We start from the raw sequence: 24,328 nt of genomic DNA on the forward strand, positions 1-24,328 counted from the left end.
TCACCTCACCCGAAGGATGCTCATGACACACTCGATCGGACGGCGAGCGTTTCTCGCCGTCGCGGCACTGGCGGCCCTCACCGTCGCCTCGACGTCCTGTACCCGGCCAGCGACCGAAGCAGCGCAGGGGAGCGGGCTGATCCGCATCTCCGTGGGCGTCGACCCGTCGTACGCGCCGATTTTCCTGGCCGACGCCGAGGGCATGTTCGACGACGCCGGACTGGACGTTCAGGTGATGCAGACCGAAGGCGGAGCGGCCGGCGCGCAGAACGTGGTGGCAGGGACTTCGGAATTGTCCGGAAACGCCGACTCCACGGCGCTCACCGTCATGGCCGCGAATCCGTCGCTGCGCGCGCTCGGTGTGTTCGAGGATTCCGACCGCTACTTCCAGGTGGTCCTGCGCGAGGGTGTGGAGCCGAAGGACATCGAGACGATGGGTGTGTTCCCCGGTATCGGGCTCTACTTCACCGACTTGTATCTGCGGAGCCTCGGGCGAGATCCGGCATCGGTCAAGCTCGTGAACACCAGTCCACCCGAGCAACCGGCGCTGCTCGCTCGCGGTGACATCGACGGATTCCTGTCGTTCGATCCGTGGGTCGAGCAGGCCGTGGGGACAGGCGGTCGTGTCGTCGCGACGACCGGTGACTTCGGCGCCAAGTATTCACAGTGGATCCTGGCGTCCGATTCGTGGTTGTCGGCGAACGAGGACGTCGCAGCCCGGGTCTTCGACGTGATCGCCGAGGCTGCTGCAATTACCGATGCAGACCCGGACCGGGCTGCCAAGGCGATCTCCGACTCGATCCAGATGGATCCGGCCGAGGCCCGTCGGACCGTCTCCCAGATCGATTTCGGAGTGCGCGACTTCACCGACGACGACGTGGCACGGGCGAATCAACTGGTCACCTTCTTCCGAGGCCAGGGCAAGATCACAGGAGAAGTCGATACCTCGCGCGTTCTGCTCCGTGGGTGGGTCACAGCCCACGTGAACCAACCCCCGGCCTGACCCTCGGCGACGGCGCGTCCGTTCGGTTCGGTCAGCAGAACAGATCGATTCACTGGTACGAGAACGCGACGTAGGTTCGGTTCCAGTGAACGGGCGGACGCCCGCTGGGAACAATGAAACGGAGTCCTTCTGGTGGAAAGCGCAATTCGCGTGGTGGAGTTGTCCAGCCCGCTGAGCCGATTCGCCGGCCGCATCCTGGTCGGACTGGGATACGAGGTCGTTCTGGTCGAACCGCCGGAGGGCGATCCGACCCGACGGGAACTGGACGGCCACGCATTCACGCACTGGCACGCCGGAAAGAAATCCGTCGCGATCGACGTCGAGACAGCCGTGGGCCGTGCGGAACTGGCGCGCCTGGTGGCCGGGGCGGACGTTTACCTCGATGGCAGCGCCGTCGGCGACGAGCCGATCGAGCCGGCGCCGGGATCGGTCGTTCACGTACGAGTCACACCTTTCGGCGTCGACGGTCCGCGCCGCCAGTGGTGCGCCACCGACCTGACGCTCGCGGCCCTCGGCGGAATGCTCGCTCAAGTGGGTGAACCTGCTGGGCCCCCGCTGTCTCTACCTCAGGGCCAAGCCGAACAGCTGGCAGGGGTGAACGCCGCGATCGCGGTGTTGCTCGGACTCCGGTCGCGGCGTCAGGGCCCGGTCCCCCTGATCGACGTCTCCGCACAGGAATGCGTGGCGGCAGGCCTCGAGGCCGGCGCCCTGGCCTATCTCCACGAGGATCGCGTCCCGGACCGACCCGGCCGGGTGCACCCGTTGGTACCGCACGGCCTGTTCCGGGCCGCCGACGGCTATGTCGGTGGCGGGCTCGGCGGAAGTCCCCGAATGTGGGACGCACTGGTCTCCTGGCTGGTCGAGGAGGGTGCCCAGGAGGATCTGGACGACCCGAAATGGGCTGACCCCGTCGAGCGGAATGAGCACCAGGACCACATCTTCGCCGTGCTGCAGGGTTTCCTCGACAAGTGGCCGAAGGAGGACTTCGCGCGGACGGCGCAACAACGCAAGCTGCCGTGGTCCGCCGTCGTCCGACCGGACGAACTGTTGTCCAACCCCCAACTCCAGGCCCGCGACTTCTTCGTCGACGTCGACGAGCCCGGGTGCACCGTACGAGATCTGGGCTTCTCCTTCCCCTTCCCGGAAGGAGGGAGGACCCGGGCCCTGCCGGTCCCGCCGATCGGTGCGCACCAGTGCCTCCTCTACGAGCCGGAAACCGAAGTCCTCGAACCGACCGTGACCGCATCCGGCCCTGACCTGCTGCCCCTGTCGGGCGTCCGGGTCCTGGACCTCACCTGGGTTCTCGCCGGTCCCTACTGCACTCAGATCCTGGCGGACCACGGCGCCGACGTCATCAAAGTCGAGTCGTCGGGCCGACCCGACCCGACACGGTTCGCGCCGTTCATGCACCTGTCCCGCGGACCACACGACGACCCGAACACCAGCGGGTACTTCAACGACGTCAACAGGAACAAGCGCAGCATCACCCTGGACACTCGTTCCGAGGCAGGACTGGCCGTGCTCGCCGACCTCGTGGCGCAGTCCGACGTGGTGGTCGAGAACTTCAGTTCCTCGGTGATGGAGAAGATGGGCTTCGGGTACGAACGACTGCGGTCGTTACGTCCGGACATCGTGTACGTCTCCATGTCGGGGACCGGCCACACCGGACCGCGACGCGATTGGGTCACTTACGCGGACATCGTCTCCGCGGCCACCGGACTGACCGCTCTCACCGGGTGGAGTGCCGATGACGTCGTCGGAGTGATCTACGGTCATGGCGACATCGTTGCAGGATTACACGGCGCCGCAGCGGTTCTCGCCGCTCTCGAGCACCGAGGCCGCACGGGCCGCGGTCAGCACGTCGATCTCTCCCAGCTGGAGGTGATGGCGTCACACATGGGCACCAGTGTCGTGCAGGCGACGGGCGCCGGACAGCTTCCCGTTCCGCTCGGCAATGCTCATCCCGACATGTCACCGCACGGTGTCTTCCGCTGCCTCGGACCCGACCGCTGGTGCGCGGTCACCGTTCGTGACGACGCGGACTGGACCAGATTGTGCGCGGTGATCGGCCGCTCGCGATGGGCCACGGACGAGCGTTTCCGCACGCCCGGGGCGCGACGGGCGCACGAAGCCGACATCGCGGCAGCGATCACGGCATGGACGTCGCCGCGGCCTGCCGATCTCGTCGCTGAGCAACTCCAGCAGGCGGGCGTCCCCGCCGGGTCCGTGCAGAACGGGCGGGACCTCGTCGAAGCCGATCCGCATCTGCGTGCCCGCGGTTATTACGTGCCCGCAGTCCATCCCCGTGCGGGAGCCTTTCTCCACCAGGGCGCTCCGATCCGGGTCGGGAAAGCCGTCACGATCCGGCAACCGGCGCCGGTGCTGGGCGCGGACACCGATGCCGTGCTCCGCGAGGTCACCGGTTACTCCGCGGAGACCGTTGCGCGGCTGCGAGCCGACTCGGTCCTCACCTGAGCCGGTCACTTCGATCAGGCTTTTCCACTCGACAGCACTCCCGAAGGACAGAACATGCGTGCAGCCCGCTTTCACACATTCGGACACGACCCGATCATCGACGACGTCGAGGTGCCGACCCGGAAACCCGGACAGACCCTCGTCCGGATCGACGCGGCGGCGCTGGGGCACCTCGACCTCACCGTCGGCAGCGGGAACTTCGACATCAAGCCGGCCCTACCACACGTCGGAGGCACCGACGGGGCCGGCACCGTGATCGAATCGGATACTTTCGACGCCGGTACTCGGGTGTTGGTCCGGGGTGGCGGAGTCGGCCTCTTCAAGCCCGGATGCTGGGCCGAGTACCTCGTGGCCGCCGACAAGGTCTTCACCCCGTTCGATTCGACCCTCGAACCGGCGATCGCGGCCACGTTCTTTCTCCCGAGCACAACGGGTTTCGTCGCGGTCCACGACATCGCCCGCGTCGCCGCCGGTGAGCGGGTCGTCGTGTCCGGCGCCGCCGGCGCGGTCGGGTCCATGGTTGCACAGTTCGCGCTCCTCGCCGGCGCCGACGTGATCGGTGTGGTGGCGCGGGCGGACCAGGTACCGCTCGTCCCCGACGGTGTCCGACCGGTGGTCGGCCGTGGATCTGAACTGGCCGAGACGCTGGGGCCCGATCCAGTGGCGGACGTGCTCGTCGATACCCTCGGCGGCGACTCGCTGCCGTACCTGCTCGAGCGCGTCCTACCCGGCGGGCGGGCCGCACTGATCGGCTACACGCTGGGGACCGAACTCACGATCGATTTGCCGAACTGGCTGCTCAAGGATGTACAGTTGCTGCCGGTCAACATGATTCGCAAGAGTGCGCGACAGGCAGAACTCGCACCCGACCTCATTCGGCGCCTCGTCGACGGCGAGATCGGCATGGCGGTTCAGGAGTTTCCGCTCGACGACATCGCGTGTGCACTGCAGATGATGCGTGAAGGGAAGGTCGCCGGCCGCGCGGTCGTCGTACCGTGACCGGCCGCCATCGCTCGTTCGCCGAAAGAAGGTGACACCCGTGACGCCCGAATCCGATGCTCTGCCGCTGCCGGCGGCGATGACGATTCCGTCCCTGCTCGTTCAGCGTGCCACCGAGCGGGGCGATCATCTCGCCGTCCGGGCCGGGGACGTGGAGGTGTCCTATCGCGAACTCGTGCAGCGAGCCGCAACGTCGGCCGAGGCGCTGTCCAGACATGGGATCGGCCGGGGTGACGCGGTGGCCGCGATGTGCGCCAACCGCATCGAATTGATCGATCTGCTGCTCGGCTGTAGTTGGCTCGGAGCGGTCACGGTGCCATTGAACACAGCACTGCGTGGCGCCGCCCTCGACAGCGTGCTCGAGCAGTCCGGGGCGGGCCACCTGTTGATCGAGCCCACCTTTTTGCCCCGGCTCCGGCAGACGCGATTCACTGGTGAATCCTGGATACTCGGCACTTCGTCCGTTCCCGGGCCGGGAGACAGCCGAACCCCCGGACGAGCGGCCGACCCCGCGGTGACCGCGCTCGACACGGCGGCGGTGTTGTTCACATCCGGGACGACCGGGCAACCGAAAGGGGTCCGCTGCCCTCATGCTCAATCACTGTGGTGGGGCGCAGGAGTGGGTGCCTCCCTGGGGCTGGGACCCGACGACGTTCTGTACAACGGCCTTCCCCTGTTCCACACGAATGCACTCAACACACTGTTCCAGGCGCTGGTTGCGGGAGGAACGTTTGTGCTCGGTGAACATTTCTCGGTGCGGCGATACTGGGCGCAGGTGGCCGACAGCGACGCCACGGTGATCTACCTGCTCGGTGCGATGGTCGCGATGCTCACCGGCCGGGAACCCGCTGTGGAAGACAAGAAGCACCGCGCCACCCGCGCCCTGGCACCGGCGACTCCGGCCCGCCTGTGGACTCCCTTCCGTGAGCGTTTCGGAGTCGAACTCGTCGACGGCTACGGCACCACCGAGACGAATCTCGTCCTCGGAACGGTGCCCGGCGATCGCCGACCCGGCTATCTCGGAACGGTGCGCGACGGCTACGACGCGAAGGTCGTCGACGACGCCGACGCCACCGTCCTTGACGGCGTCCCCGGCGAACTCGTCGTCCGCACAGACCTTCCCGGAGGATTTGCCACGGGATACCTGTCCGAGCCTCCCCGCGTGGCGGGCGACTGGATCTACACCGGCGACCGGGTGGTCCGGGAACCCGACGGGTGGTATCGGTTCGTCGATCGGGTCCGCGACGTCATCCGGCGGCGCGGCGAGAATATCTCCTCGGCCGAGGTCGAGGAGGCCCTGGCGCGGCATCCGGCGGTCGCGCAGGTCGCGGTCTTTCCGGTGCCGTCGGAACTCGCCGAGGACGAAGTGATGGCTGCCGTGGTACTCCGGGAAGGAATGCAGTCGAGCCCCGAGGACCTACGGCACCATGCGGCACCACAACTGGCGTACTTTGCTCTGCCGCGGTTCATCGATTTCGTCAGTGAACTGCCGTTGACCGAGACCGGCAAGGTCCGCAAGGAGGTACTCCGTTCGCGTGGGGTCGGCCGCGGCACCTGGGATGCCGACGCCGTCCCGTCCCGGTGACCGGCAGCCGCCTCGAACCACCGGTTACCGGCCGCACCCGTTGAACGAGCACATCGCGGGCGTACATGCCTCGGCGCCTGCCATGTCGGTCGCCGAGTATGCGCAGCGCATCGCGTGAAGTGCTCGGGAGATCCCGATGCCCGCGGTTCGTAGGGCGCCGGCAACCCGGCTGACGTTGAGCCGCGCCGTCGGACCCGTTACCGACAGGGCTCCGGCGAGGGTCCGGGGTCCGCTGAACACCGGCACGGCAACACTCATGTAGCCGATGCGGGTCTCTTCGACTTCGACTGCGAGTTGCTCGTTGCGCATGCGGTGGAGTTGCTGGCGCAGGACGGCGACCGACATCGTGGTGCGGGCGGTGAGAGCGGTGAATCCTTGCTCGATCACTTCGTCGAACACCGCCTGCGGCGAGAACGCCAGGATCATCTTCCCGGTCGCGGTGCAGTACAGCGGCAACCGGCCCGCCACCCGCGACTGCTGTTGCAATCCGCGGTGACCGACGATCTTCTCGATGTAGAGCACGTCGATGCCGTCCCGAACCGCGAAGTGCACCGTCTCCTGCGTTGCAAGGAGCAGGTCTTCCATGAAGGGCAGGGCGGCGTCACGCAGGATGCGCTGCCGGGGGACAAGCTGTCCGAGTTCGAACAACCGCAGGCCCAAACGGTACTTCGTGCCCGCCCGCTCGAGGAGTCCCCATTCGACGAGTTCGCCGGCCAACCGGTGCACGGACGCCTTCGCGACACCACTTCGACGTGCGAGCTCGGTGAGCGAGAGGTCGCTGTGCTCGCTCCCGAACGCGTCGAGAATGAGCCGGGCCTTGCCGAGAACGGACGACATGTCTTGTCCCGCAACGCGGTGTGCCGGGGGAATCGGTACGACCGGTCCGAGGCCGGTCGAATGCTGCGCCTCTGTAGTCACTGCTGCCTCCTGGCGGTTGGCGGGGCATTCGTCCCGATCACAGCCACGCTAGGGCTGAACAATGGCGAGACGCACGCCACAGGGTTCGGTCACCGGACCCGTCCCAAATTTTCGGACGTGACCCGCACGGCCGGTGAGTTCAGAAAGGACCGGACCACCGCGGCTACCCGCGGTGCCTCTCGCTCGATCAACGCAACGGTCCCGTCCTCGATCACCTCCTCGAGCACCACCCGCGCCCCGGTGAACTGTTTCCTCAACGTCGGTAGGTGGGGCATCGAGAACGGGTCTGCGCCGGCAGCGAGCAGCAGCACCGGCGCCGTCACCGCTTCGATGCGGTCCGCCATGTGGTACCGAGCGCAGGCACGGTGTCCCTCGGCGGGATCGACACCGTGCGCGAGGGCGTCGCGCAGGAAGCGGTCGAGCAAATCCGTCGCCGGGGCCGGGTAATACGGTCGTCTCAGGTTCCACAGGGTCTGCAGGTGGCTGCCGTCGGGTTCGCGGTCGGCGCGGTCCACGCCTCCGGAACCCGGTTCGTCGCTGCCCTCCGTCCACGGGCAGGAGGACAGCACCACAGCATCGACTTCACCGGGGCGGCCGGCAGCCATCTCCATCGCGACCGCGGCGCCGGTGTGATGTCCGAGGACCGCCACCGGTCCGGCGTTCACGGCGTCGAGGAATTCCCAGGCGGCGTCGGCGAACGACTCGATCGTCTGCGGCGGAGCGAGTAGCGCACTCGCTCCGAACCCCACCATGTCCAGGGCGAGAACCCGGAACTCGTCGTCCAGGAGCGGGATCAACTCGCGGAACTCGTCCCAGGACCGCGGGGTCTGATGCAGCAGGAGGAGCGGCCGGCCACTGCCCGATTCCGCATAGTGCAGTTGTCCGAACGTCGTGTCGGCGTAGCCGAACCGTATCGCCATCAGTAGGCCGTGACCATGGGGGTGTCCACGCCGATGACATCGATCTTCGCGGCGCCGCCCGGATTGCCGACCGGCTCCGCCCGGGTCGGCAGGACCTCGAGGAAGAAACGTTTCGCGTCCTCCTTGAAATCGGGGTCTGCCTTCCGATCCACCGTGATCGCCTCGACCGGGCAGGCGAGTTCGCAGGCGCCGCAGTCGATGCACTCGTTCGGATTGATGTAGAGCTTGCGCTCACCCTCGTAGATGCAGTCGACCGGGCACTCCTCCATGCAGGAGCGGTCCATGTAGTCGATGCACGCTTCGCCTATGACGAATGCCATTGTCAGCTCTCCTTTTCGGTGGAATGGCCCGGGAAGATTTCCGCATCCGGGTCGAGGACGGCCGCGGCGTTGTTGACCGCGGTCGCGGCCTCACCGAATCCGACGGTGATGAGCCGGACCTTTCCCGGGTAGTCGGTGATGTCGCCGGCCGCATATACGCGCGGCACGGTGGTCTCCATTCGGGTATTGACGACGATGTTGCGCGAATCGATCTCGAGTCCCCACTCGGTCATCGGCCCGAGGTCGGCGGTGAATCCTAGAGCGGCGATGATGGTTTGTGCCGGCAACGTCGTGGTGGTCTCGTCGAGTTTGTGCGCGACGTCCACCTCTGCGACCCAGCCGTTGCCACGGACCTCGGCAATGTCCGCGTTGACCAGCATCCGCACAGTGCTCTCACGGACCTTCGTCACCGTCGCCGCGTGTGCACGGAACTTGTCGCGACGATGCACCAGGGTCACCGACGATGCGATCGGCTCGAGGTGGACCGCCCAGTCGAAGGCGCTGTCGCCGCCGCCCACGATTACCACGTCCTTACCGGTGTGCGCGGACAGGTCGGGCACGAAGTAGCTGAGACCGCGGTCGACGAAATCGAGCCCCTTCACCAGAGGGCGTGGCGTGAATGTCCCGATCCCACCGGTGATCACGACCGCGCCGGCGGTGACGGTGCGTCCCTTGCTCGTCCCGATCATGACACGTCCGTCCTCGGCATGATCCAGCGTCCGGGCCTGCTCGCCGAGCAGATATGCCGGATCGAACGGTGCGGCTTGCGTCAGCAATCCATTCACGAGATCTCGCCCTTTCACGGATGGAAAACCCGCGATGTCGAGGATCGCCTTCTCCGGGTACATCGCGCTCACCTGGCCACCGGGCTCGGACAGAGCGTCGAGAACGGCGACCCGGAGCCCGCGGAATCCGGCGTAGTACGCAGCGTAGAGACCGGCCGGGCCGGCACCGATAATGAGAATGTCGACGTCGAGGTCCGTGCCGTTCGACGCGTTGAGCGAAGCGTTCATGCCGGCAACGCTAATCATGTTGCCGTGCCGGATAAATGAAGCCGGTCCGGTCAGCAGACTGTGTTCATTCCTGCCGCTGACAGGAACGGACACGAACACGGAAAAGGCGGGTCCGCCGGCGAAGGAGAAACGCCAGTGGACCCGCCTGTAGTTCTGTTCTATCGACGCCGGAGTCGTCCGACGACTCGTTACCCGGTGCTCTGTGCACAGGCAGGCACGAGGACTACTACTTGACGCCGTACCGCGCCAGGTACCGGCCCGACAGCACCCTCAGGACACGGTCGAACAGAAAGCCCATGATCCCGAGCACGATGATGCCCACGAATGTCCAGTCGATGCGCCCGTAGTTCCGGGCCTGCCAGATCATCGAGCCGATGCCGTGGTCGGCCGCCACGATCTCGGCGGAGACGATGGTCAGGAAGCTGTTGCCCATCGCAAGACGGGCGCCGGTGACGATGCCCGGCACCGACGACGGCAGCACCACGGTTTTCATGATCTGCAGTTTGCCTGCCCCCAGGTTGGCGGCGGCCTGCAGCTTGTTCTCGCTGATCGCGACGGTCGCGGCGATCGTGCTCACGGTGACGATGAACACCGACGTGTAGAAGATCAGCACTATCTTGGACGTCTCACCGATGCCGAACCACACCACCGCCAATGTCACGAACGCGATCGGGGGGATGAAACGGAAGAATTCGATATACGGGTCGAGCAGTTGACGCACGAGGTTGACGCGGCCCATGAGAATGCCGACGGGGGCGCCGATCACGACGCCGAGACTCCACCCGACCAGAATGCGCTGGGCCGACGCCCAGATCGATGTCCAGAGGACACCGCTTTCCGCCAGTTCCCTTGCTGCTGTGACGACTTGAGCGGGGGAGGCGATGGTCGTCGGTCCGTACCACCAGGCGAGGAATGACCACACCCCTAGACCGATGACCGCGGAAGCGACCCACAGCGCCGCCGTGCGCAGGGCGGCCCCACCTTTGCTCGAGCGTCTCGTTCGGGCCGGTTGCGCTCGTTCGCCGCGGGTGGGGACGGTGTTCTGTATCGCTGCGGTCATAGCTGGTCCTCCTCGATGCCCTGATTGCGGAGCGAGGCCACGACCTCGGCGCGGATGTCGTCACGCAACTTCTCGTACATATCGATCACGTCGGGGTGCGCCCTGTCCCGTGGGCGCTGTGCGTGCACCTCGTAGATGCTCTTGATTCGCGCCTTGGGTCCGGCCGACATCACCACGACACGGTCGGCGAGCGTCAAGGCCTCGTCGATGTCATGGGTGACGAACACGACGGTGCACCCGGTGTGCCGCCAGATTCGGTCGAGCTCGACCTGCAGGACCTGCCGGGTCTGGGCGTCGAGTGCGCCGAAGGGTTCGTCCATCAACACCAGCGACGGTTGGTTGGCCAGGACTCTCGCGATCTGTACGCGTTGCCGCATACCGCCCGACAGCTGTGCCGGAAATTTCTTGCCGGCGTGTGGGAGACCGACCATCGCGAGGTACTCGGCGGCGATGCGCGCCTGGTCGGCCTTGCCGGCCCCGTGCATCCGGGGTCCGTAGGCGACATTCTGGGTCACGGTCATCCACTCGAACAGGGCCTCGGAACTCTGGAAGACCATGCCGGCGTGTGGGTTGCTGCCGTTCACCTCGTCGCCGTCGCACCTGATCTCGCCGGCGCGGGGCTCGATGAAGCCGGCCATCGCGGACAACAGTGTCGACTTGCCGCACCCCGACGGGCCGAGCAGGCACACGAACTCGCCCGGTCGCACCTCGAGGTCGATTCCCGACACGATCTCGGCGGCTCCGAAACTGATGCCCAGATCGCGGATCTGGATAGGGACGCCGGTGACGGTTCTGGCCGGACTGGGCGCGGCGGCTGGGCCGCCCGATGCAACGGCGGTCGTGCCGCCGCTGGGGACGGCGGTTGTGCCGCGTGTGGGGACGGTCATTTATTTTCCTCCTGGTACCAATCGAGCAGCATGGCCGAGGCCAGATCCGGCTGCTCGGAGAGAACGCCGATCTTCTTGTAGAAGTCGACGATCGACTGTGCGGTCTCGATGCTCTTGTCGGTCAGGTTCTCGACGCCGAAGTTGATCTCGTCGACCGCGGTGACGGTCTGGTCGTCGGCTACGTTGACGGCAGTCCTGGTCGCGGCGGCTGCGGTTCGAGGATCGGACTCCACCCGCGCGGTGGCGTCGACGAGCACTCGGGCAACCGCACGGGCGGTGCCCTCGTTCTGGTCGAGCCAGGGCTCAGTCGTGATCGCCCAGTGGTGGTAGAACCAGTCGAAGTCACCGGTGACTGCTGTGATGTGCCCGCTGCCCTGCGCGAGCGCGGTGGCCGGCCACGGTTCCCACAGGACGTATCCGTCGATGTCACCCCGGTCGAGGAGCGCCGGCATGTCCGTGGGGGTGGCGGAGACCGTCTCGACCGACCCGGCAGGAACTCCGTTGGCCTGGAGGTATCTGTCGGTCGAGATCTGGCTCAGCCCCGGGACGATGCCCATCTTGCGGATGTCAGCGGCCGAGTCGACCCCGTTACGCAACACCACCTTGAGGTAGTCGCCGGACACCTCGTACGAGTACATCGCCCGCAGGGACGGATTCTGGCGTAGCTGCGCGATCGTCGTGGTGTCCGAACTGCCGGCCAGCTGGACCTGGCCGGTCGCGAGCGCGTCGACGGCTTCGCCACCCCGGCCGAACTGGACCAGCTCGACGTCGAGGCCGGCATCGGCGAACATGCCCTCCTGGTCGGCGACGAAGAAGGGCGCGTACGACGCGTCGATGCCCACGGCGATCCGGAGCGGACCGCCGGCGGAATCGGCGGTGGTCTGCGTGGCGGGGCGGCTGCACGCCCCGGTCGAAATCGTGAGAACCACCGCCACTGAGGCAAGTGTCACCTTGCCGAGTATCGATCGCCAGGCCATGTTTGTACACCTCCTATTGTGATCTGGACCTCATTTATGGGGCTGTGGTGAAGAAACCTAATGCCACCTCGATGGGGCGTGAATCGACCGGGTCCACCGTGCGGACCAGGCCGCAGAACTTACCCGCGCGGGAACATCGTGGCTGGTAGGTGCGGCTTGTTCGAAACGCAAAGGAAACACATCGGCGTTTCCGGCGAGTGCGGTCGCCGGGCGGGGACTGAACTACATGGCACAGTCGGTCAGGCCGCCGAAGGCGCTGACCGACTTTCGATGCACGAAGCCGGCCGCGCTCGAGGACGCGGCCGGCTTCACGGTTTCGTGCTGTCGGCTCCGGTCAGACGACGCTCTTCACGCGCTCGGACGCCTTCGCCAGGAACTCCAGACTCAGCGGATTGTACAGCGCCGCCTGCTCGTGCTGGGGCCAGTGGCCGCATTCCGGATACAGCTGCAGCTGCGCACCTGCGATGTCTGCGGCCATCTTCTCGGCCTCCGGCACGTCCCCGAAGGGGTTCTCGTGGCCCCATACGACCAGTGTCGGTGCCTGGATGCGTGCGAGCCGATCGGGCCGGAGCAGGTTTCGCTGACGCGTGTCCATGTCCTGCAGCGACAGCAGGTTGTGAATGTTGGCGACGAAATCGGGCTGGTGGTAAATCCGGTGCCGCGCCTCCACCAGTTCCTCGGTGGCGTTGACCGGGTCGTGCATCAGCAGGTGCAGCCGGGCACGGGTGAGTTCGATGTCGTTGCTCTGGACGGCCTTGGTGGTCGAAGTGCGAATGCGCTGCATCACGTCGGGGTTTGCGACGGTGCCTCCGGCGGCGAGCAGTTGCAGCGACAGCACTCGCTCGGGCTGCTCACTTGCGAGGTATGCGGCAACCCAGCCGCCCAGCGATTCTCCGACGAGGTGGACCTTGTCCAGCCCGACCGCGTCGAGGTAATTCACGAGATGGTCTACATAGCGCGGAATTTCGTACGGGTAATCCGGTTTGCCCGTGTAGCCGTGGCCCAGCATGTCGATCGCGTGGCACTCGTAGTGCGGAGCATGTGCGGCGATGTTACGCGCGAAGGCTTCCAGGTGACCGCTGGTGCCGTGGAGGAAGATCACTGCCTCCTCGCCCGCGCCGGCCTGTAGCGACCGGGTGGGAACTCCGGCTGCGTCCACCGTCTTGACCGCGAAGTCGAGTCCGGCGAGTTCGTTCCAGATTGTCATGTGTGTGTCCTTTGTCGGGTGTGAAGGGTTGACGAGTCACGGCGCGAGCGGCCGAGTGGTGGGATCGAGGACGACGACGCCCATCCCCGTGAGCCATTCCGGCATGGGTTCGTAGGCAAGGCGTTCCGCGGGAACGTAGTTCACCATCGCGGCCATCATGAGCCAGGTGCGGAGTTCCTGCGCACCGTTACCTGCCTCGGTGTCGACCTCGTCGGTCGAGAACTCCGCGAGTTCGGCCGCCTTGCCGGTCTCGAAAAGATCGAGGATCCGGTCGTCGAACTCCGGTGAGATGGCCGCCTCGGCTGCGCGGATGATCTCCCGCCGGCGCACGTCGTAGTCCGACCAGTTCTCGCGACCGTCGAGCCAGGCCTGCACCATGAAGTCGTCCTCCTCACCGTGCGGATCACGCCAGTCCGGCCATGGCAGCCGGTGCGACAGACCACCGGACGCGATCACGACCACCCGCTTGTCCTCCGGATACGAGTCGAGCGCCGCGCGGAGCGCGTGTGCGAGCGCCTCACAGCGCCCGAAGGTCGGCAGCGGTGGTGCGAAGACGTTGACGACCAGAGGCACGATGGGCACGTCGAGGTCCGCCAGCAGGTACTGGATGGCATGCGACTGCCCGTGGTCGATCTGCAGGCGGGCGGAGAATGCGAGATCGAACCGTCCGCTCTCCACCACCTGCGCGGCGAGGTGGCCGGCCAGGTGCGCGTCGACACGCTGCGGGCCCTTCGGGGTACCCGACTCGCCGCTCGCGATGCACTCGCCCACGCCGAGCGTGAAGGGCGGAACGAGATCGAGCCAGAATCCTCTGAAGTGATTCGACCCCAGCAGGATCACCACGTCTGGCCGCGCCGCGGCGATCCGCTCCCGCGCAGTGACCAGCGCCTCCCGGAAGCGTTCCGCCTCGGCTTTGTGTGTTGTTTCCTCCCAATGGGTGTTCATGAGGGTGCTGTGCGACGCACCCACCCCCAAGACGATCTCGGCCATCAGCCTGTTCCTACTTCCTCGAGTGTGCGGGTCGCCGTGTCGACGGCAACACGGATCAGGTATCGGGTCAGCTTCTCGGCCTCGGCCAGGTCGACGGTGTTCATGCCCATGGCGAAGTCCACCTCGAACGGTGCGTCCACGACCTTGGGCATGCCGACCCGTATGGTCGGGATGCCCCGGCTGCGCAGGATGTTCGCGTCCGTGGCGCCGCTGCCGTCGCGGACCGGGCGGTGCGGTTGACCCTCGACCGCCTCCCAGGCCGCTACGGCGCTGCGGCAGAGCCACATCCGCTCGTCGGACGACTCGCCCGGGATCGATAGGATCTGCTCCACGTCGATGCGGGCGTCCAGTTCGGTGGCTATCCGCCGCACAGCGTCGACCAGTTCGCGTTTGGCGGCGGTCGGTGTGGTCCGTGGGCTCAGGCGCAGATCCACCATCATCCGCACCTGAGCCGGGGTGAACGAGGCGGTCCGCTCGCACCCACCCCGGATGTTCGCGACCATGCCCTGAGGAAGCACCAGGCCGTTCCGGTGCGCCTGCGAGTACTGCGGGAACCATTGCTCCAGGCGTACTGCCACCTCGCCCGCCAGCGCGACGGGGTTGCGGTACGGCAGTCGGTGCCGGGATCCGACGTAGGTGTGGGTGCCGTGCACGGTGACCTCGAACCAGGCCAGCCCCACCTCCTCCCATGACACCGTCCACCCGGGTTTGGCGATGAGTGCGAAATCTGCGCAGACTCCCTGTTCGAGGAGAAACGAACAGCCCACGCCCTGGCCGGTGTTGCGGCGCGGGTTTCCCACGCCCGGGCGAGGATTCGTCGGCATTCCACCGGCTCCGAAAGCCGCGACCAGGTCACCGGTGAGCGGTATTCCGGCAGCATGCACTGCTTCGATCGCCGCCATGACGCAGGCGGCATGTCCCTTGGGATTCGACGCACCGAGGCCGATGACGTAGTCGCCCTGGCTGTGGGCCCGCGCCGTCATGTCGGGACGGAGCGTCTCCGCCGCCCAGGGCACGTCTTCCTCGCTGTTGCCACTGGTGACGGTGTCGATCGGGGCGTACAGCATGAGGTCCGGCCCCGACCCGTCACCGCGCAGCCGTGCCCACGAGTTGGCTTGGCGGCCGTCGAGATCCATCGTGTGCGCTTCGATGCCGCTGGCCGTGAACGTCTCTGTGATGTGTTGTGCAAGTGGCGCTTCGTCGCCGGTCGGGCTGGCAATGTCCACCAGGCCGATGATCAACTCCCGCAATCGCTCACGATCGACCGTCGCCCACGCCTGTTCGGTCCAGGCGCGGCGCTGCTCGTCGAGGCCCGCGAGCGGGGTTGCGGTTGCGGCCGTCACGAGTTGATCCGGTGAACCTGGGTGTTGCTGCGTGCGGCGACGAAACGCCATGCCCTCGGCACGCCGGTGGCGAGCAGGACGCCGAACGTCACGCCGGTCAGAGTCTTGAACATCGAAATTCTCCTCTAGTCGGCGTCGGCCGCAGTGGGTGCGCTCGCCCCATTGGCCGACTCGGTGGATGTCGCCGGCTGCGCGGCCTTCCGCGCCGCGGAGGCACGGCGCTCACGAACCGGTCGATCGGATGTTGCCGGCGCGAAAGCGACTGCAGCCGCGATCTTCTCCCCATATTCCTCTTCGGCGAGATTGCGCCACGTGGTGAGCGAGACGTCGGGTCGGTACAGCTTCTCCGGCGGAGCGTCGGTGACGCGGACCATCCACTCGTCCTGGCCTGAGAACTGGCCGTGGAACAGCCACCGCACGGCACCGAGGTATTTGGCGTAGAAGCCGAGCCTCCTCACCCCGGTCTCGAAGTTGGCCATGAGTCCCACGTATTGGTGGTGATCCTCGTCGACCGGAACATAGAACTCGTAGTGAATGAAGTTGGGATAGGCGATCCGCAGCACACCGGGCATCGACAACGATGCGAAGCCCGGGAAGTTCTGGGCTGCGATCACCGGATTCACCTTCACGCCGGCGCCGACGTTGCCGATCTGCGAGATCTGGCTCTCGTCGGGCTTCTTTTTCCACCAGCGCTTGTTCGTCCACTTCCCGACGCCAGGAAATTCGGCCTCCCAGTAGACCTCCTCTTGGACCCGGTAGATCCACCGGTCTTCGGGGACGATGCTGGTGATATTCCACGTCGGCATCGGCTTGAACAACCGCCACAACGCGGTGCGGTGCAGGTACTTCGCATGCCCTTCGTCGAATCCGTTCTCGCAGGCGAAGCGCCAATTGCCGCCCCTGGGTTGGATCCGGCCCCCGACGACACCTTCGTTCTCGACGAGCTCACGGGGCAATTGCTCGTCGATCGACGGCACGGGCTCGTTCGCGATCGGGATGTACACCCAGACCAGGCCCAGGCGTTCTTCCACCGAATAGGTCTGCACGGACAGTTTGCCGCAGATCTTCGAATCCGGGCCGTCGGTGATGACGGCGGCCAGTTTGCCGTCGGTGAGCCGGAACGTCCACCCGTGGTAGGGGCAGCTGACGGTCCCCGGGAACTGTTGATCGCCCTCCGACAGCGGGACGCCACGATGGGGGCAGCGGTCATGCAGTGCGTAGACCTTGCCCGCGTCGCGAATGAGCGCGAGCTTCTCGCCGCAGATGGTGTGGCTCGTCGGCTCACCTGTTACCTGGTTCGCCCACGTCACCGGGTACCAGTATCCGCGGTAACCACTGCCTGCCTCGTTGTATCGAGGCCAGGCGGTCCAGTCCTGCCGACCGGCCGCGCGCGGCCTCTCCGGGAGAACCTGCGAGTTCTTCGGCGCCTCGACACCAGTCATGTGAAGTCCTCTCGAGATGAGATCAAGTGATGCAGGAGATCTTCCGATCGATCGCCGTGCACCTCAACAAATCCGGTTCGCTCAGCAGACCGGGTTCACCGCCGTGACGATCGAGGTGTCGTGGTGATCACCGCGCTGCCCTCCGCGCACAATGCCCCGTCGTCGGCGTGTTCGACGAGGGTGACCTCGATCCGGTCACCCTCGATCCGGGTGACGGTTCCGCTGACCGTCAGGACACACCCCACGGGGGCGGGCGCTCGGTTGCGCCACGTCACGGACGTCACCGCACCGACCTCGCCGGCCAGGCGGGCGGCGGCCCGGAAGAACAGCGTCCCCTGCAGCTGAGCCATCACCACCGGGTCGGGAAGGCCCTCGGCACGGGCGTAGTCGGTGTCGTAGTGAATGCGGTGCGCGTTGTGTGTGGTTGCACCGAAACGTAAAATTCTGACCGGATCGCACTGCAGCGCAACCTGTTCGAGAGCCTCGCCGACCTTCCATTGCCCACTGGGCGTCATCGGACGATGAACCGTTCCGTGACAATTGCCAGCGTGACCGATCCCGTGACGCGGTAGGTCTTGGACACGGTGATCAGAAGGAACTCACCGCCATCACTGTCCTTCCAGTCGACACCGTTCACGGTGCGTGTGACCTCGAGGGGCTCGCCGAGCGGGGGAGTCGAACAAAACTCGATGGTCTGCCCTCCCGCCAACAGGCGCACGTCCAGCCCGGCCGTGCCGGGCACTTCATCGGCGAACATGCCGTCGGGGCGATACTCCTCGCTGTCGGCGCCGTCCGGTCCTCGCAGCATGCTGGGCAGGTACATCGGGTGGACCCGGAAGTCTTCCCGGCCGGGGTCGAGGAATCGACGATCGCGCTCCGCCGACGCCCGCGCGAACGCCACGGACTCTGCTGCACGCACTTCCCCGAGGCGGCGGTGTGTGGTGGTGCCGATCATCCGGCACGCGCGTTCGAAGGCTGAATCCAGACCAGTTCGCATGGGCGAACGCTAGATCCGGTGTGGCGGCATCACCACGGTCCCGGACCGCCCAGCGGACCGAGATGCTTCCGCCACCGCCGCAGATCGGGTCAGGTGTGGTCATGGCACATCCACCGAACAGTCTGTACGCCACCGCCGCGGGCGTGAAGTTCCATTACCACGACATGGGCGAGGGGTCTCCGACGATCTTCCTGCACGGCGGCGGCCCCGGCTGCACGGCGTGGTCAGATTTCGGCCCCGTCGCACCACTCTTCGCCGACGACCGTCGAGCCGTGCTCGTCGACATCCTCCAATACGGCAAGTCCGACAAGTGCACCATCAGCGGACCGATGTGGGATTTTCACGCCGCCAAGATCGTCGCCCTTCTCGACGAACTCGACATATCCCGAGCTGACTTCGTCTGCAATTCATGGGGCGGGACGATCGCCCTGAATCTCGCGGCGAAATACCCCGACCGGGTGCGGGCTCTGGTGATCACCGGAAGTATGCCGGTCTTCTACGGACCGCTCGCCCCGTTGCCGGAGGACGGCCGACGCGGCCGCAACGCCCGGGACGTGTACTACGGCGGCGACGGTCCCACCCGCGAGAAGATGCGGCAACTCATCACTCGCCTCGAATGGTTCGACGGAGACCAGCTGCCGGACGACACGCTCGACTTGCGGTACCGGCAAAGTCTCGATCCCGACGAGATGGCGCTGGCCGCGGCGTCGGACAATCCGCGTGGGGACTGGCAGGATCTGACGACCGAACTCGGGATGATCGAGGCACCGGTTCTGTTCGCGTGGGGAATGCACGACGCCTTCCTCACGCCGGACTATCCACTGATGCTGGCCCGAATGATCAAGCACGGCCACCTCTACATAATGGACCGAGCGTCCCACCACCTGCAGGAGGAACGTCCGCACGACTACTACTCGCTCGTTACGGGATTCCTCGAACAGCGACACCCGTGACCACGAGCAGCACTTGCTCGGAGCTGATCCCCGCACCACCCGTCGGGACGAAACGCATCCAGCTCGTCCTAGTCCTCGGTGTGCTCACCGCACTGGGCCCGTTCACCGTGGACATGTATCTACCGGCGCTACCAGCCATCGCCGTCGACTTCGAGACCTCGGAGTCGACGGTGCAACTGACACTGACCGGGACGCTGATCGGTCTCGCTCTCGGACAGCTGGTGATCGGCCCGGTCTCCGACCGCTACGGTCGGCGTCGCCCACTCCTGCTGGGCACGGCAGTCCATGTCGTCGCGTCCGTGGCGTGCTATTTCGCGCCGACCATCACGGTGCTCGGGGCGTTCCGGACTGTCCAGGGGGTGGGCGCCGCGGCGACTGCGGTCATCGCGACCGCCGTTGTCCGGGACCTCTTCTCGGGCCGCGCCGCCGCTGTCATGTTCTCCCATCTGATGCTGGTCATGGGTGTGGCCCCGATCCTGGCGCCGAGCATCGGCGGAATCCTCATGACCACCATGTCGTGGCACGGTGTGTTCCTCGTGCTGGCGGTGCTCGCGGCTCTGTTGATGCTGATCGGTGCCGTCGCACTGCCCGAAACGCTTCCGCCCTCGCACCGGAGCCGACGCGGACTTGCCCCTGCACTCCGGACCTACACCCGGCTCGTTCGCGACGGCCGCTTCATGACGCTCGTCCTCGTGTGTGGACTGGGCCGTGCGGTCCTGTGGGCGTATATCGCCGGATCCTCGTTTGTCATGCAGAGGGAGTTCGAACTGGATCCGACCGTGTACGGAATGGCATTCGCGGCGGGTGGCGTCGTCCTGATCGGGGCGGCCCAACTCAACGTACGGCTACTGGACCGCTGGTCTCCCGCCCGGATCTGTATCGTCGCGCTCGCCGTCAGCGTCGCCGTCGGAGTTGCGTTCGTCGCGGTGGCTCTCCACGGCACTACCGGGTTCATGGGATTCGCGGTGCCGGTGCTGGCTTTGCTGTGCGCGACCGGATTCGTCATGCCGAATGCGCCGGCTCTCGCGCTGACCCGGCACGGCGACGCGGCCGGCACGGCGGCGGCGATCGTCGGGTTCGCGCAGTTCGGTACGGCCGCCGTGGTGGCGCCGATCGTCGGCGTCCTGGGGAACACCGCGCTCGCCGTGGCCGTCACGATGACCAGCTGTGCGGTCCTGGCCGTTCTCTCGCTCGGGTTCGGTGTCAGGCCGAACGCGCGACGCCACGGAGGGCACGACTGATGTTCGATCCCGCAGCCGTCAACGGCCTCGCCACCCGTCCGACATTCATCCGCGACGTCGTGGTGGTCACGCTTACCGCACCGACCACCATCGAACCGGTGAAGACGGGTACCGCGATACTGGTCATACCGATTCCGACCTCCTCGACCTCCAACGCGAAACCCTCTGTACGGACCCGATCGAGTTGTCGGCGAAGGCGGAGAGCCGAGGCAACGGTCCGAGTCGTCAAGGGGGCGAACCCACGAGCGACCACCTCGTCGAACACCCTCGATGGCGAGTACGCGAGGATTGCTTTACCGGTCGCAGTGGCCTCGATCGGTAATCGGCCGGCGATCCGCGACGGGAGCCGGGCGCTGCGGTGACCGGAGATCTTTTCCACGAACATCACGTCGAGGCCGTCCCGAATCGCCAAGTGCACCGTCTCGAGGGTGAGCGAGTGCAGGTCCTGCATGAACGGAACCGCGGCATCCCGGATGATGCGTTGTGTCGGGACCAGCTGGCCCAGTTCGAAGAGGCGCAGTCCCAGCCGGTAGTCGGTCCCGACCCGCTCCAGGAGCCCGATCTGGACCATCTCCCCGGCAAGTCGGTACACGGTCGCCTTCGCCACCCCGCTCCGACGTGAGAGCTCGGTCAACGACAGCGCTCCCGACTCTGCATCGAAGCTGTCGAGTAGCAGTCGCACTTTCCCCAGCAACGACGCGTTCATGTACATCCTCCGACACGCGGGTCCACTCAGCGGACCAGCCAGTCGAGCATACCCCCGGCCTTCATTTCCGAAGCAGGCTTGATCGCCGCGCCAATGTGGCTCCGATTTCTTCGGCCGCGGCGCGGACCGAGGTTGCATGCGTGTCCGGCCGGAAGCGATGGGACGGGCCTGTCACGCTGATCGCGGCGACGATGTCCTCGCCTTCGCGGACGGGGGCGGCTACGCACACGATTCCGGTTGCGGATTCTTCGTATTCGTAGGCCATGCCCTCGGCGGCGATGCGGTCGAGTTGGGTGCGCAGCGGTCCGGGCAGGATGATGGTGCGCGGGGTGTAGCGGGGCAGTGGAGCGGAGAGCACCTGTTCTCGGAGGGCATTGTCGGCGTGGGCGATCAGTGCCTTGCCGATTGCGGTGCAGTGCACCGGCATCCGGCCCCCGATCCTCGAGGGTGCGCTCGCTTGCCGATGCCCGCCGATCTTCGACAGGTACACGACCTCGGTCCCGTCGAGGACGCCCAGGTGCACCGTCTCGTGGGTGCGAACGTAGAGGTCCTCCATGAATGGGATCGCCACCTCGAGCAGGCTCCGCTCGACCGACGCCCGCATGCCCAGCTCGAACAGGGAGCCGCCGAGCCGGTAGCCGGCGCCGGTGCGGTCCAGCATCCGCACCGCCACCATGTCGGAGAGAACCCGGTGCAGCGTGCCCTTCGGGATGGACGTTCGCCGGACCAGTTCGGCCAGCGAGAGGGTCGAGTCGTCGATGGTGAACGCGTGCAGCACCATCATGACCTTGCCCAGCACCGTCGTGCGGTCGAACTCCTGATCGGACACTGCGAACATCACCTCCGTTGCCGCCGGCGCTCACGCCCACGATACGACCTGTGTTCGGCTCAGTGGAACGCAATGCTTGGCGGACCATCCCCCGGCGGCGACAGTGGAACCCACAGTCCATTCCCCACGATCACATCGGGACGTCAGATGAGCACACCCCCGGGCACCAGCCTGCCCCCCACGGCGCGAGCCACCGCCGAGGCGGTCGCCGACGCCGCCGAGCGGTTGAGCACCGCCGCCGCAACTTCCACGCCGTGCACCCCGGTCCGCGACCTGATCGGTACCGACGACGCCGCCGCCGCGTACGCCGTCCAGGAACGGATCGTCGCCGACCGAATCGCCGCCGGCGCGAGCGTCGTCGGCCGCAAGATCGGCCTGACCTCCCCGGCGGTCCAGCAGCAGCTCGGCGTCGACCAACCGGACTTCGGGGTGCTGCTCGACGACATGCGCTGCCAGGAGACCAGCTCGATCCCGCTGTCGCGGCTGCTGCAGCCGAAGGTGGAGGCGGAGATCGCGTTCGTCCTCGCACACGATCTGGTGGACGGGCCGCTCGACGACGCCCAGATCCGCGGCGCCGTCGACTACGCGGTGGCCGCCCTCGAGATCGTCGACAGCCGAATCGCCGGGTGGGACATCACCTTCGGAGACACCGTCGCCGACAACGGGTCGAGCGGACTGTTCGTCCTCGGCGCCGACCGGCGCACCCTCGACTCCGTCGACCCGGTCGCCGCGCAGATGCAGATGTTCATCGACGACACCGAGGTGTCGACCGGAACCGGCGCCGCCTGCCTCGGTGACCCGTTGCGGGCGCTGGCCTGGCTCGCGCGCACCGCACGCGAGTTCGGCCAACCACTGCTCGCCGGGCAGGTGATCTTGTCCGGCGCACTCGGGCCGATGGCCGTCATCGACACCGCCGGCACCGTCCGCGCCGACATCACCGGTCTCGGATCGGTCACCGCCACCTTCACCCAGGAGTGAGCACCATGAGCGTAAACACCCGTAAGGTCACCGTCGCGGTGATCGGATCCGGCAACATCGGCACCGACCTGATGATCAAGGTGATCCGCCACTCCGACGTCCTGCAGATGGGCGCGATGGTCGGCATCGACCCCGACTCCGACGGGCTCGCCCGCGCCCGCCGCCTCGGCGTCCCCACCACCGCCGGCGGCGTCCAAGGCCTCCTTCAGCTGCCGAACTTCGACGAGATCGACGTGATCTTCGACGCCACCTCCGCCAAGGCACACGCCGCCAACGCCGCCCTGCTCGAACCGCTCGGCAAACGGCTGATCGACCTCACCCCGGCCGCCCTCGGCCCGTTCGTGGTGCCGGCGGTCAACCTCGACGAACACCGGGACGCCACCAACGTCAACATGGTCACCTGCGGCGGTCAGGCCACCATCCCGATCGTCGCCGCCGTCTCCCGCGTGACCCCGGTCGCCTACGCCGAAATCGTCGCCTCCATCGCCTCGAAGTCCGCCGGACCGGGCACCCGCGCGAACATCGACGAGTTCACCGAAACCACCTCCCACGCCATCGAAACCGTCGGCGGCGCCCGCCGCGGCAAGGCCATCATCATCCTCAACCCGGCCGACCCGCCGCTGATCATGCGCGATACCGTCCTGTGCCTGATCTCGGCCCCCGACCCGGCCACCCACGACAAGGTGCGCGACTCGATCCAGACCATGGTCGACCATGTCGCGACGTACGTGCCCGGCTACCGACTCAAGCAGCAGGTCCAGATCACCCCCGTCCCGGACGGCCAACCCGTCCACACCCTGCTCGCCTCCGGGGACACGGCGGCCCCCACCCACCAGGTGACGGTGTTCCTCGAAGTCGAAGGCGCCGCCCACTACCTTCCGGCCTACGCCGGAAACCTCGACATCATGACCTCGGCCGCAGTGCGCTACGCCGAGTCTGTCGCCGACACGATCGCCGCGCCGACGGCAACCCAGGGAGCCACCCGATGACCACCAGGCTGTTCATCCAAGACGTCACCCTCCGCGACGGCATGCACGCCGTCCGCCACCGCATCACCCCCGACGACGTCGGCCGCATCGTGGCCGCGCTCGACGCCGCCGGTGTCGACGGCATCGAGGTCGCTCACGGCGACGGACTCGCCGGCGGATCGCTGAACTACGGTCCCGGCTCCAACACCGACTGGGAATGGATCGAAGCAGCCGCCGCCAACCTCACCCACGCCCGGCTGACCACCCTGCTGCTGCCCGGCATCGGCACCATCGCCGAACTCGAACACGCCTACCAACTGGGCGTGCGGTCGATCCGGATCGCGACCCACTGCACCGAAGCCGACGTCGCCGCCCAGCACATCGGCAAAGCCCGGGAACTCGGCATGGACGTCTCCGGCTTCCTCATGATGAGCCACATGACCACCGCACCCGAGCTCGCCGCCCAGGCCAAGCTCATGGAGTCCTACGGCGCGCACTGCGTCTACGTCACCGACTC

Annotated in this window: 23 protein-coding genes and 1 pseudogene; 9 read left to right on the forward strand and 15 right to left on the reverse strand. The window is 66.7% G+C overall.

The genetic code is table 11. The features are described 5' to 3' along the window. Positions 1-22: 22 nt before the first annotated feature. The 4 genes from ACNJ7E_RS08010 (at position 23) to ACNJ7E_RS08025 (ending at position 6,062) form a co-directional block, all read left to right on the forward strand. A complete protein-coding gene (locus tag ACNJ7E_RS08010) occupies positions 23-1,003 on the forward strand; it encodes an ABC transporter substrate-binding protein (RefSeq protein ID WP_280780152.1) in 981 nt (326 codons plus the stop codon). 132 nt (positions 1,004-1,135) lie between these two features. Further along, complete coding sequence (locus tag ACNJ7E_RS08015; RefSeq protein WP_418339547.1) at positions 1,136-3,478, forward strand: CaiB/BaiF CoA-transferase family protein; 2,343 nt, start codon at positions 1,136-1,138, stop codon at positions 3,476-3,478. A gap of 54 nt (positions 3,479-3,532) precedes the next feature. Then, positions 3,533-4,477: a quinone oxidoreductase family protein gene (locus tag ACNJ7E_RS08020; RefSeq protein ID WP_280780154.1), complete on the forward strand. Its 945-nt coding sequence runs from the start codon at positions 3,533-3,535 to the stop codon at positions 4,475-4,477. A 40-nt stretch (positions 4,478-4,517) separates the two neighbouring features. Then, positions 4,518-6,062 carry an AMP-binding protein gene (locus tag ACNJ7E_RS08025; protein WP_280780155.1) on the forward strand — a complete coding sequence of 515 codons (1,545 nt, stop codon included), beginning with the start codon at positions 4,518-4,520 and terminating at the stop codon, positions 6,060-6,062. A gap of 24 nt (positions 6,063-6,086) precedes the next feature. Here ACNJ7E_RS08025 and ACNJ7E_RS08030 read toward each other — a convergent pair whose 3' ends face one another. From ACNJ7E_RS08030 to ACNJ7E_RS08090, 13 genes are all read right to left on the reverse strand, one after another. Continuing rightward, positions 6,087-6,980 carry an IclR family transcriptional regulator gene (locus tag ACNJ7E_RS08030; RefSeq protein WP_280780156.1) on the reverse strand — a complete coding sequence of 298 codons (894 nt, stop codon included), beginning with the start codon at positions 6,978-6,980 and terminating at the stop codon, positions 6,087-6,089. A gap of 89 nt (positions 6,981-7,069) precedes the next feature. Further along, positions 7,070-7,900: an alpha/beta fold hydrolase gene (locus ACNJ7E_RS08035; protein ID WP_280780157.1), complete on the reverse strand. Its 831-nt coding sequence runs from the start codon at positions 7,898-7,900 to the stop codon at positions 7,070-7,072. Continuing rightward, the gene (locus ACNJ7E_RS08040; RefSeq protein ID WP_280780158.1) at positions 7,900-8,220 is read right to left on the reverse strand and encodes a DUF362 domain-containing protein; all 321 of its coding nucleotides are present in this window, start codon (positions 8,218-8,220) and stop codon (positions 7,900-7,902) included. The genes ACNJ7E_RS08035 and ACNJ7E_RS08040 overlap by 1 nt, the downstream gene beginning before the upstream one ends. A 2-nt stretch (positions 8,221-8,222) precedes the next feature. Further along, positions 8,223-9,233 (reverse strand): NAD(P)/FAD-dependent oxidoreductase, encoded by a 1,011-nt coding sequence (locus ACNJ7E_RS08045; RefSeq protein WP_280780159.1) that lies wholly within the window; start codon positions 9,231-9,233, stop codon positions 8,223-8,225. 226 nt (positions 9,234-9,459) lie between these two features. Continuing rightward, complete coding sequence (locus ACNJ7E_RS08050; RefSeq protein WP_418339548.1) at positions 9,460-10,293, reverse strand: ABC transporter permease; 834 nt, start codon at positions 10,291-10,293, stop codon at positions 9,460-9,462. Further along, the gene (locus ACNJ7E_RS08055) at positions 10,290-11,180 is read right to left on the reverse strand and encodes an ABC transporter ATP-binding protein (protein ID WP_280780161.1); all 891 of its coding nucleotides are present in this window, start codon (positions 11,178-11,180) and stop codon (positions 10,290-10,292) included. The genes ACNJ7E_RS08050 and ACNJ7E_RS08055 overlap by 4 nt, the downstream gene beginning before the upstream one ends. Beyond that, the gene (locus tag ACNJ7E_RS08060; RefSeq protein WP_280780162.1) at positions 11,177-12,157 is read right to left on the reverse strand and encodes an ABC transporter substrate-binding protein; all 981 of its coding nucleotides are present in this window, start codon (positions 12,155-12,157) and stop codon (positions 11,177-11,179) included. Before ACNJ7E_RS08060 ends, ACNJ7E_RS08055 begins: the two co-directional genes overlap by 4 nt. A gap of 334 nt (positions 12,158-12,491) precedes the next feature. Then, positions 12,492-13,364: an alpha/beta fold hydrolase gene (locus tag ACNJ7E_RS08065; protein WP_280780163.1), complete on the reverse strand. Its 873-nt coding sequence runs from the start codon at positions 13,362-13,364 to the stop codon at positions 12,492-12,494. 36 nt (positions 13,365-13,400) lie between these two features. After that, positions 13,401-14,354: a DODA-type extradiol aromatic ring-opening family dioxygenase gene (locus tag ACNJ7E_RS08070; protein WP_418339549.1), complete on the reverse strand. Its 954-nt coding sequence runs from the start codon at positions 14,352-14,354 to the stop codon at positions 13,401-13,403. Next, positions 14,354-15,697, reverse strand: coding sequence for a M20 family metallopeptidase (locus ACNJ7E_RS08075; protein ID WP_280780165.1), 1,344 nt, complete (start codon positions 15,695-15,697; stop codon positions 14,354-14,356). Before ACNJ7E_RS08075 ends, ACNJ7E_RS08070 begins: the two co-directional genes overlap by 1 nt. A 125-nt stretch (positions 15,698-15,822) precedes the next feature. Beyond that, on the reverse strand, positions 15,823-17,139 hold the full coding sequence (locus ACNJ7E_RS08080) for a Rieske 2Fe-2S domain-containing protein (protein ID WP_418339550.1): 1,317 nt from the start codon (positions 17,137-17,139) through the stop codon (positions 15,823-15,825). Positions 17,140-17,234: 95 nt separating this feature from the next. Beyond that, positions 17,235-17,654, reverse strand: coding sequence for a hotdog family protein (locus ACNJ7E_RS08085; RefSeq protein WP_418339551.1), 420 nt, complete (start codon positions 17,652-17,654; stop codon positions 17,235-17,237). Then, on the reverse strand, positions 17,651-18,136 hold the full coding sequence (locus ACNJ7E_RS08090) for a hypothetical protein (protein ID WP_418339552.1): 486 nt from the start codon (positions 18,134-18,136) through the stop codon (positions 17,651-17,653). The genes ACNJ7E_RS08085 and ACNJ7E_RS08090 overlap by 4 nt, the downstream gene beginning before the upstream one ends. A gap of 101 nt (positions 18,137-18,237) precedes the next feature. On the opposite strand from ACNJ7E_RS08090, the gene ACNJ7E_RS08095 reads away from it, so the two are divergent. Next, positions 18,238-19,089, forward strand: a complete 852-nt coding sequence (locus tag ACNJ7E_RS08095; protein WP_418339553.1) for an alpha/beta fold hydrolase — start codon at positions 18,238-18,240, stop codon at positions 19,087-19,089. Next, positions 19,086-20,330: a multidrug effflux MFS transporter gene (locus ACNJ7E_RS08100; RefSeq protein ID WP_418339554.1), complete on the forward strand. Its 1,245-nt coding sequence runs from the start codon at positions 19,086-19,088 to the stop codon at positions 20,328-20,330. Before ACNJ7E_RS08095 ends, ACNJ7E_RS08100 begins: the two co-directional genes overlap by 4 nt. On the opposite strand, the gene ACNJ7E_RS08105 is transcribed toward ACNJ7E_RS08100, so the two are convergent. Both ACNJ7E_RS08105 and ACNJ7E_RS08110 read right to left on the reverse strand, forming a co-directional pair. Continuing rightward, a complete protein-coding gene (locus tag ACNJ7E_RS08105) occupies positions 20,293-21,036 on the reverse strand; it encodes an IclR family transcriptional regulator (RefSeq protein WP_418339555.1) in 744 nt (247 codons plus the stop codon). The genes ACNJ7E_RS08100 and ACNJ7E_RS08105 overlap by 38 nt on opposite strands. A gap of 61 nt (positions 21,037-21,097) precedes the next feature. Continuing rightward, on the reverse strand, positions 21,098-21,865 hold the full coding sequence (locus tag ACNJ7E_RS08110) for an IclR family transcriptional regulator (protein ID WP_418339556.1): 768 nt from the start codon (positions 21,863-21,865) through the stop codon (positions 21,098-21,100). A gap of 147 nt (positions 21,866-22,012) precedes the next feature. Between ACNJ7E_RS08110 and ACNJ7E_RS08115 the strand changes: the two genes are divergently transcribed. From ACNJ7E_RS08115 to ACNJ7E_RS08125, 3 genes and pseudogenes are all read left to right on the forward strand, one after another. Continuing rightward, positions 22,013-22,843 (forward strand): 2-keto-4-pentenoate hydratase, encoded by an 831-nt coding sequence (locus ACNJ7E_RS08115; RefSeq protein ID WP_418339557.1) that lies wholly within the window; start codon positions 22,013-22,015, stop codon positions 22,841-22,843. A gap of 5 nt (positions 22,844-22,848) precedes the next feature. Further along, a complete protein-coding gene (locus ACNJ7E_RS08120) occupies positions 22,849-23,832 on the forward strand; it encodes an acetaldehyde dehydrogenase (acetylating) (protein ID WP_418339558.1) in 984 nt (327 codons plus the stop codon). Beyond that, positions 23,829-24,328: pseudogene (locus tag ACNJ7E_RS08125) on the forward strand (4-hydroxy-2-oxovalerate aldolase); the annotation flags it as partial. The gene ACNJ7E_RS08120 and the pseudogene ACNJ7E_RS08125, both read left to right, overlap by 4 nt.

Source organism: Rhodococcus mengyinensis (assembly GCF_048381435.1).
Taxonomy (GTDB): Bacteria; Actinomycetota; Actinomycetes; order Mycobacteriales; family Mycobacteriaceae; genus Rhodococcus_F; species Rhodococcus_F opacus_D.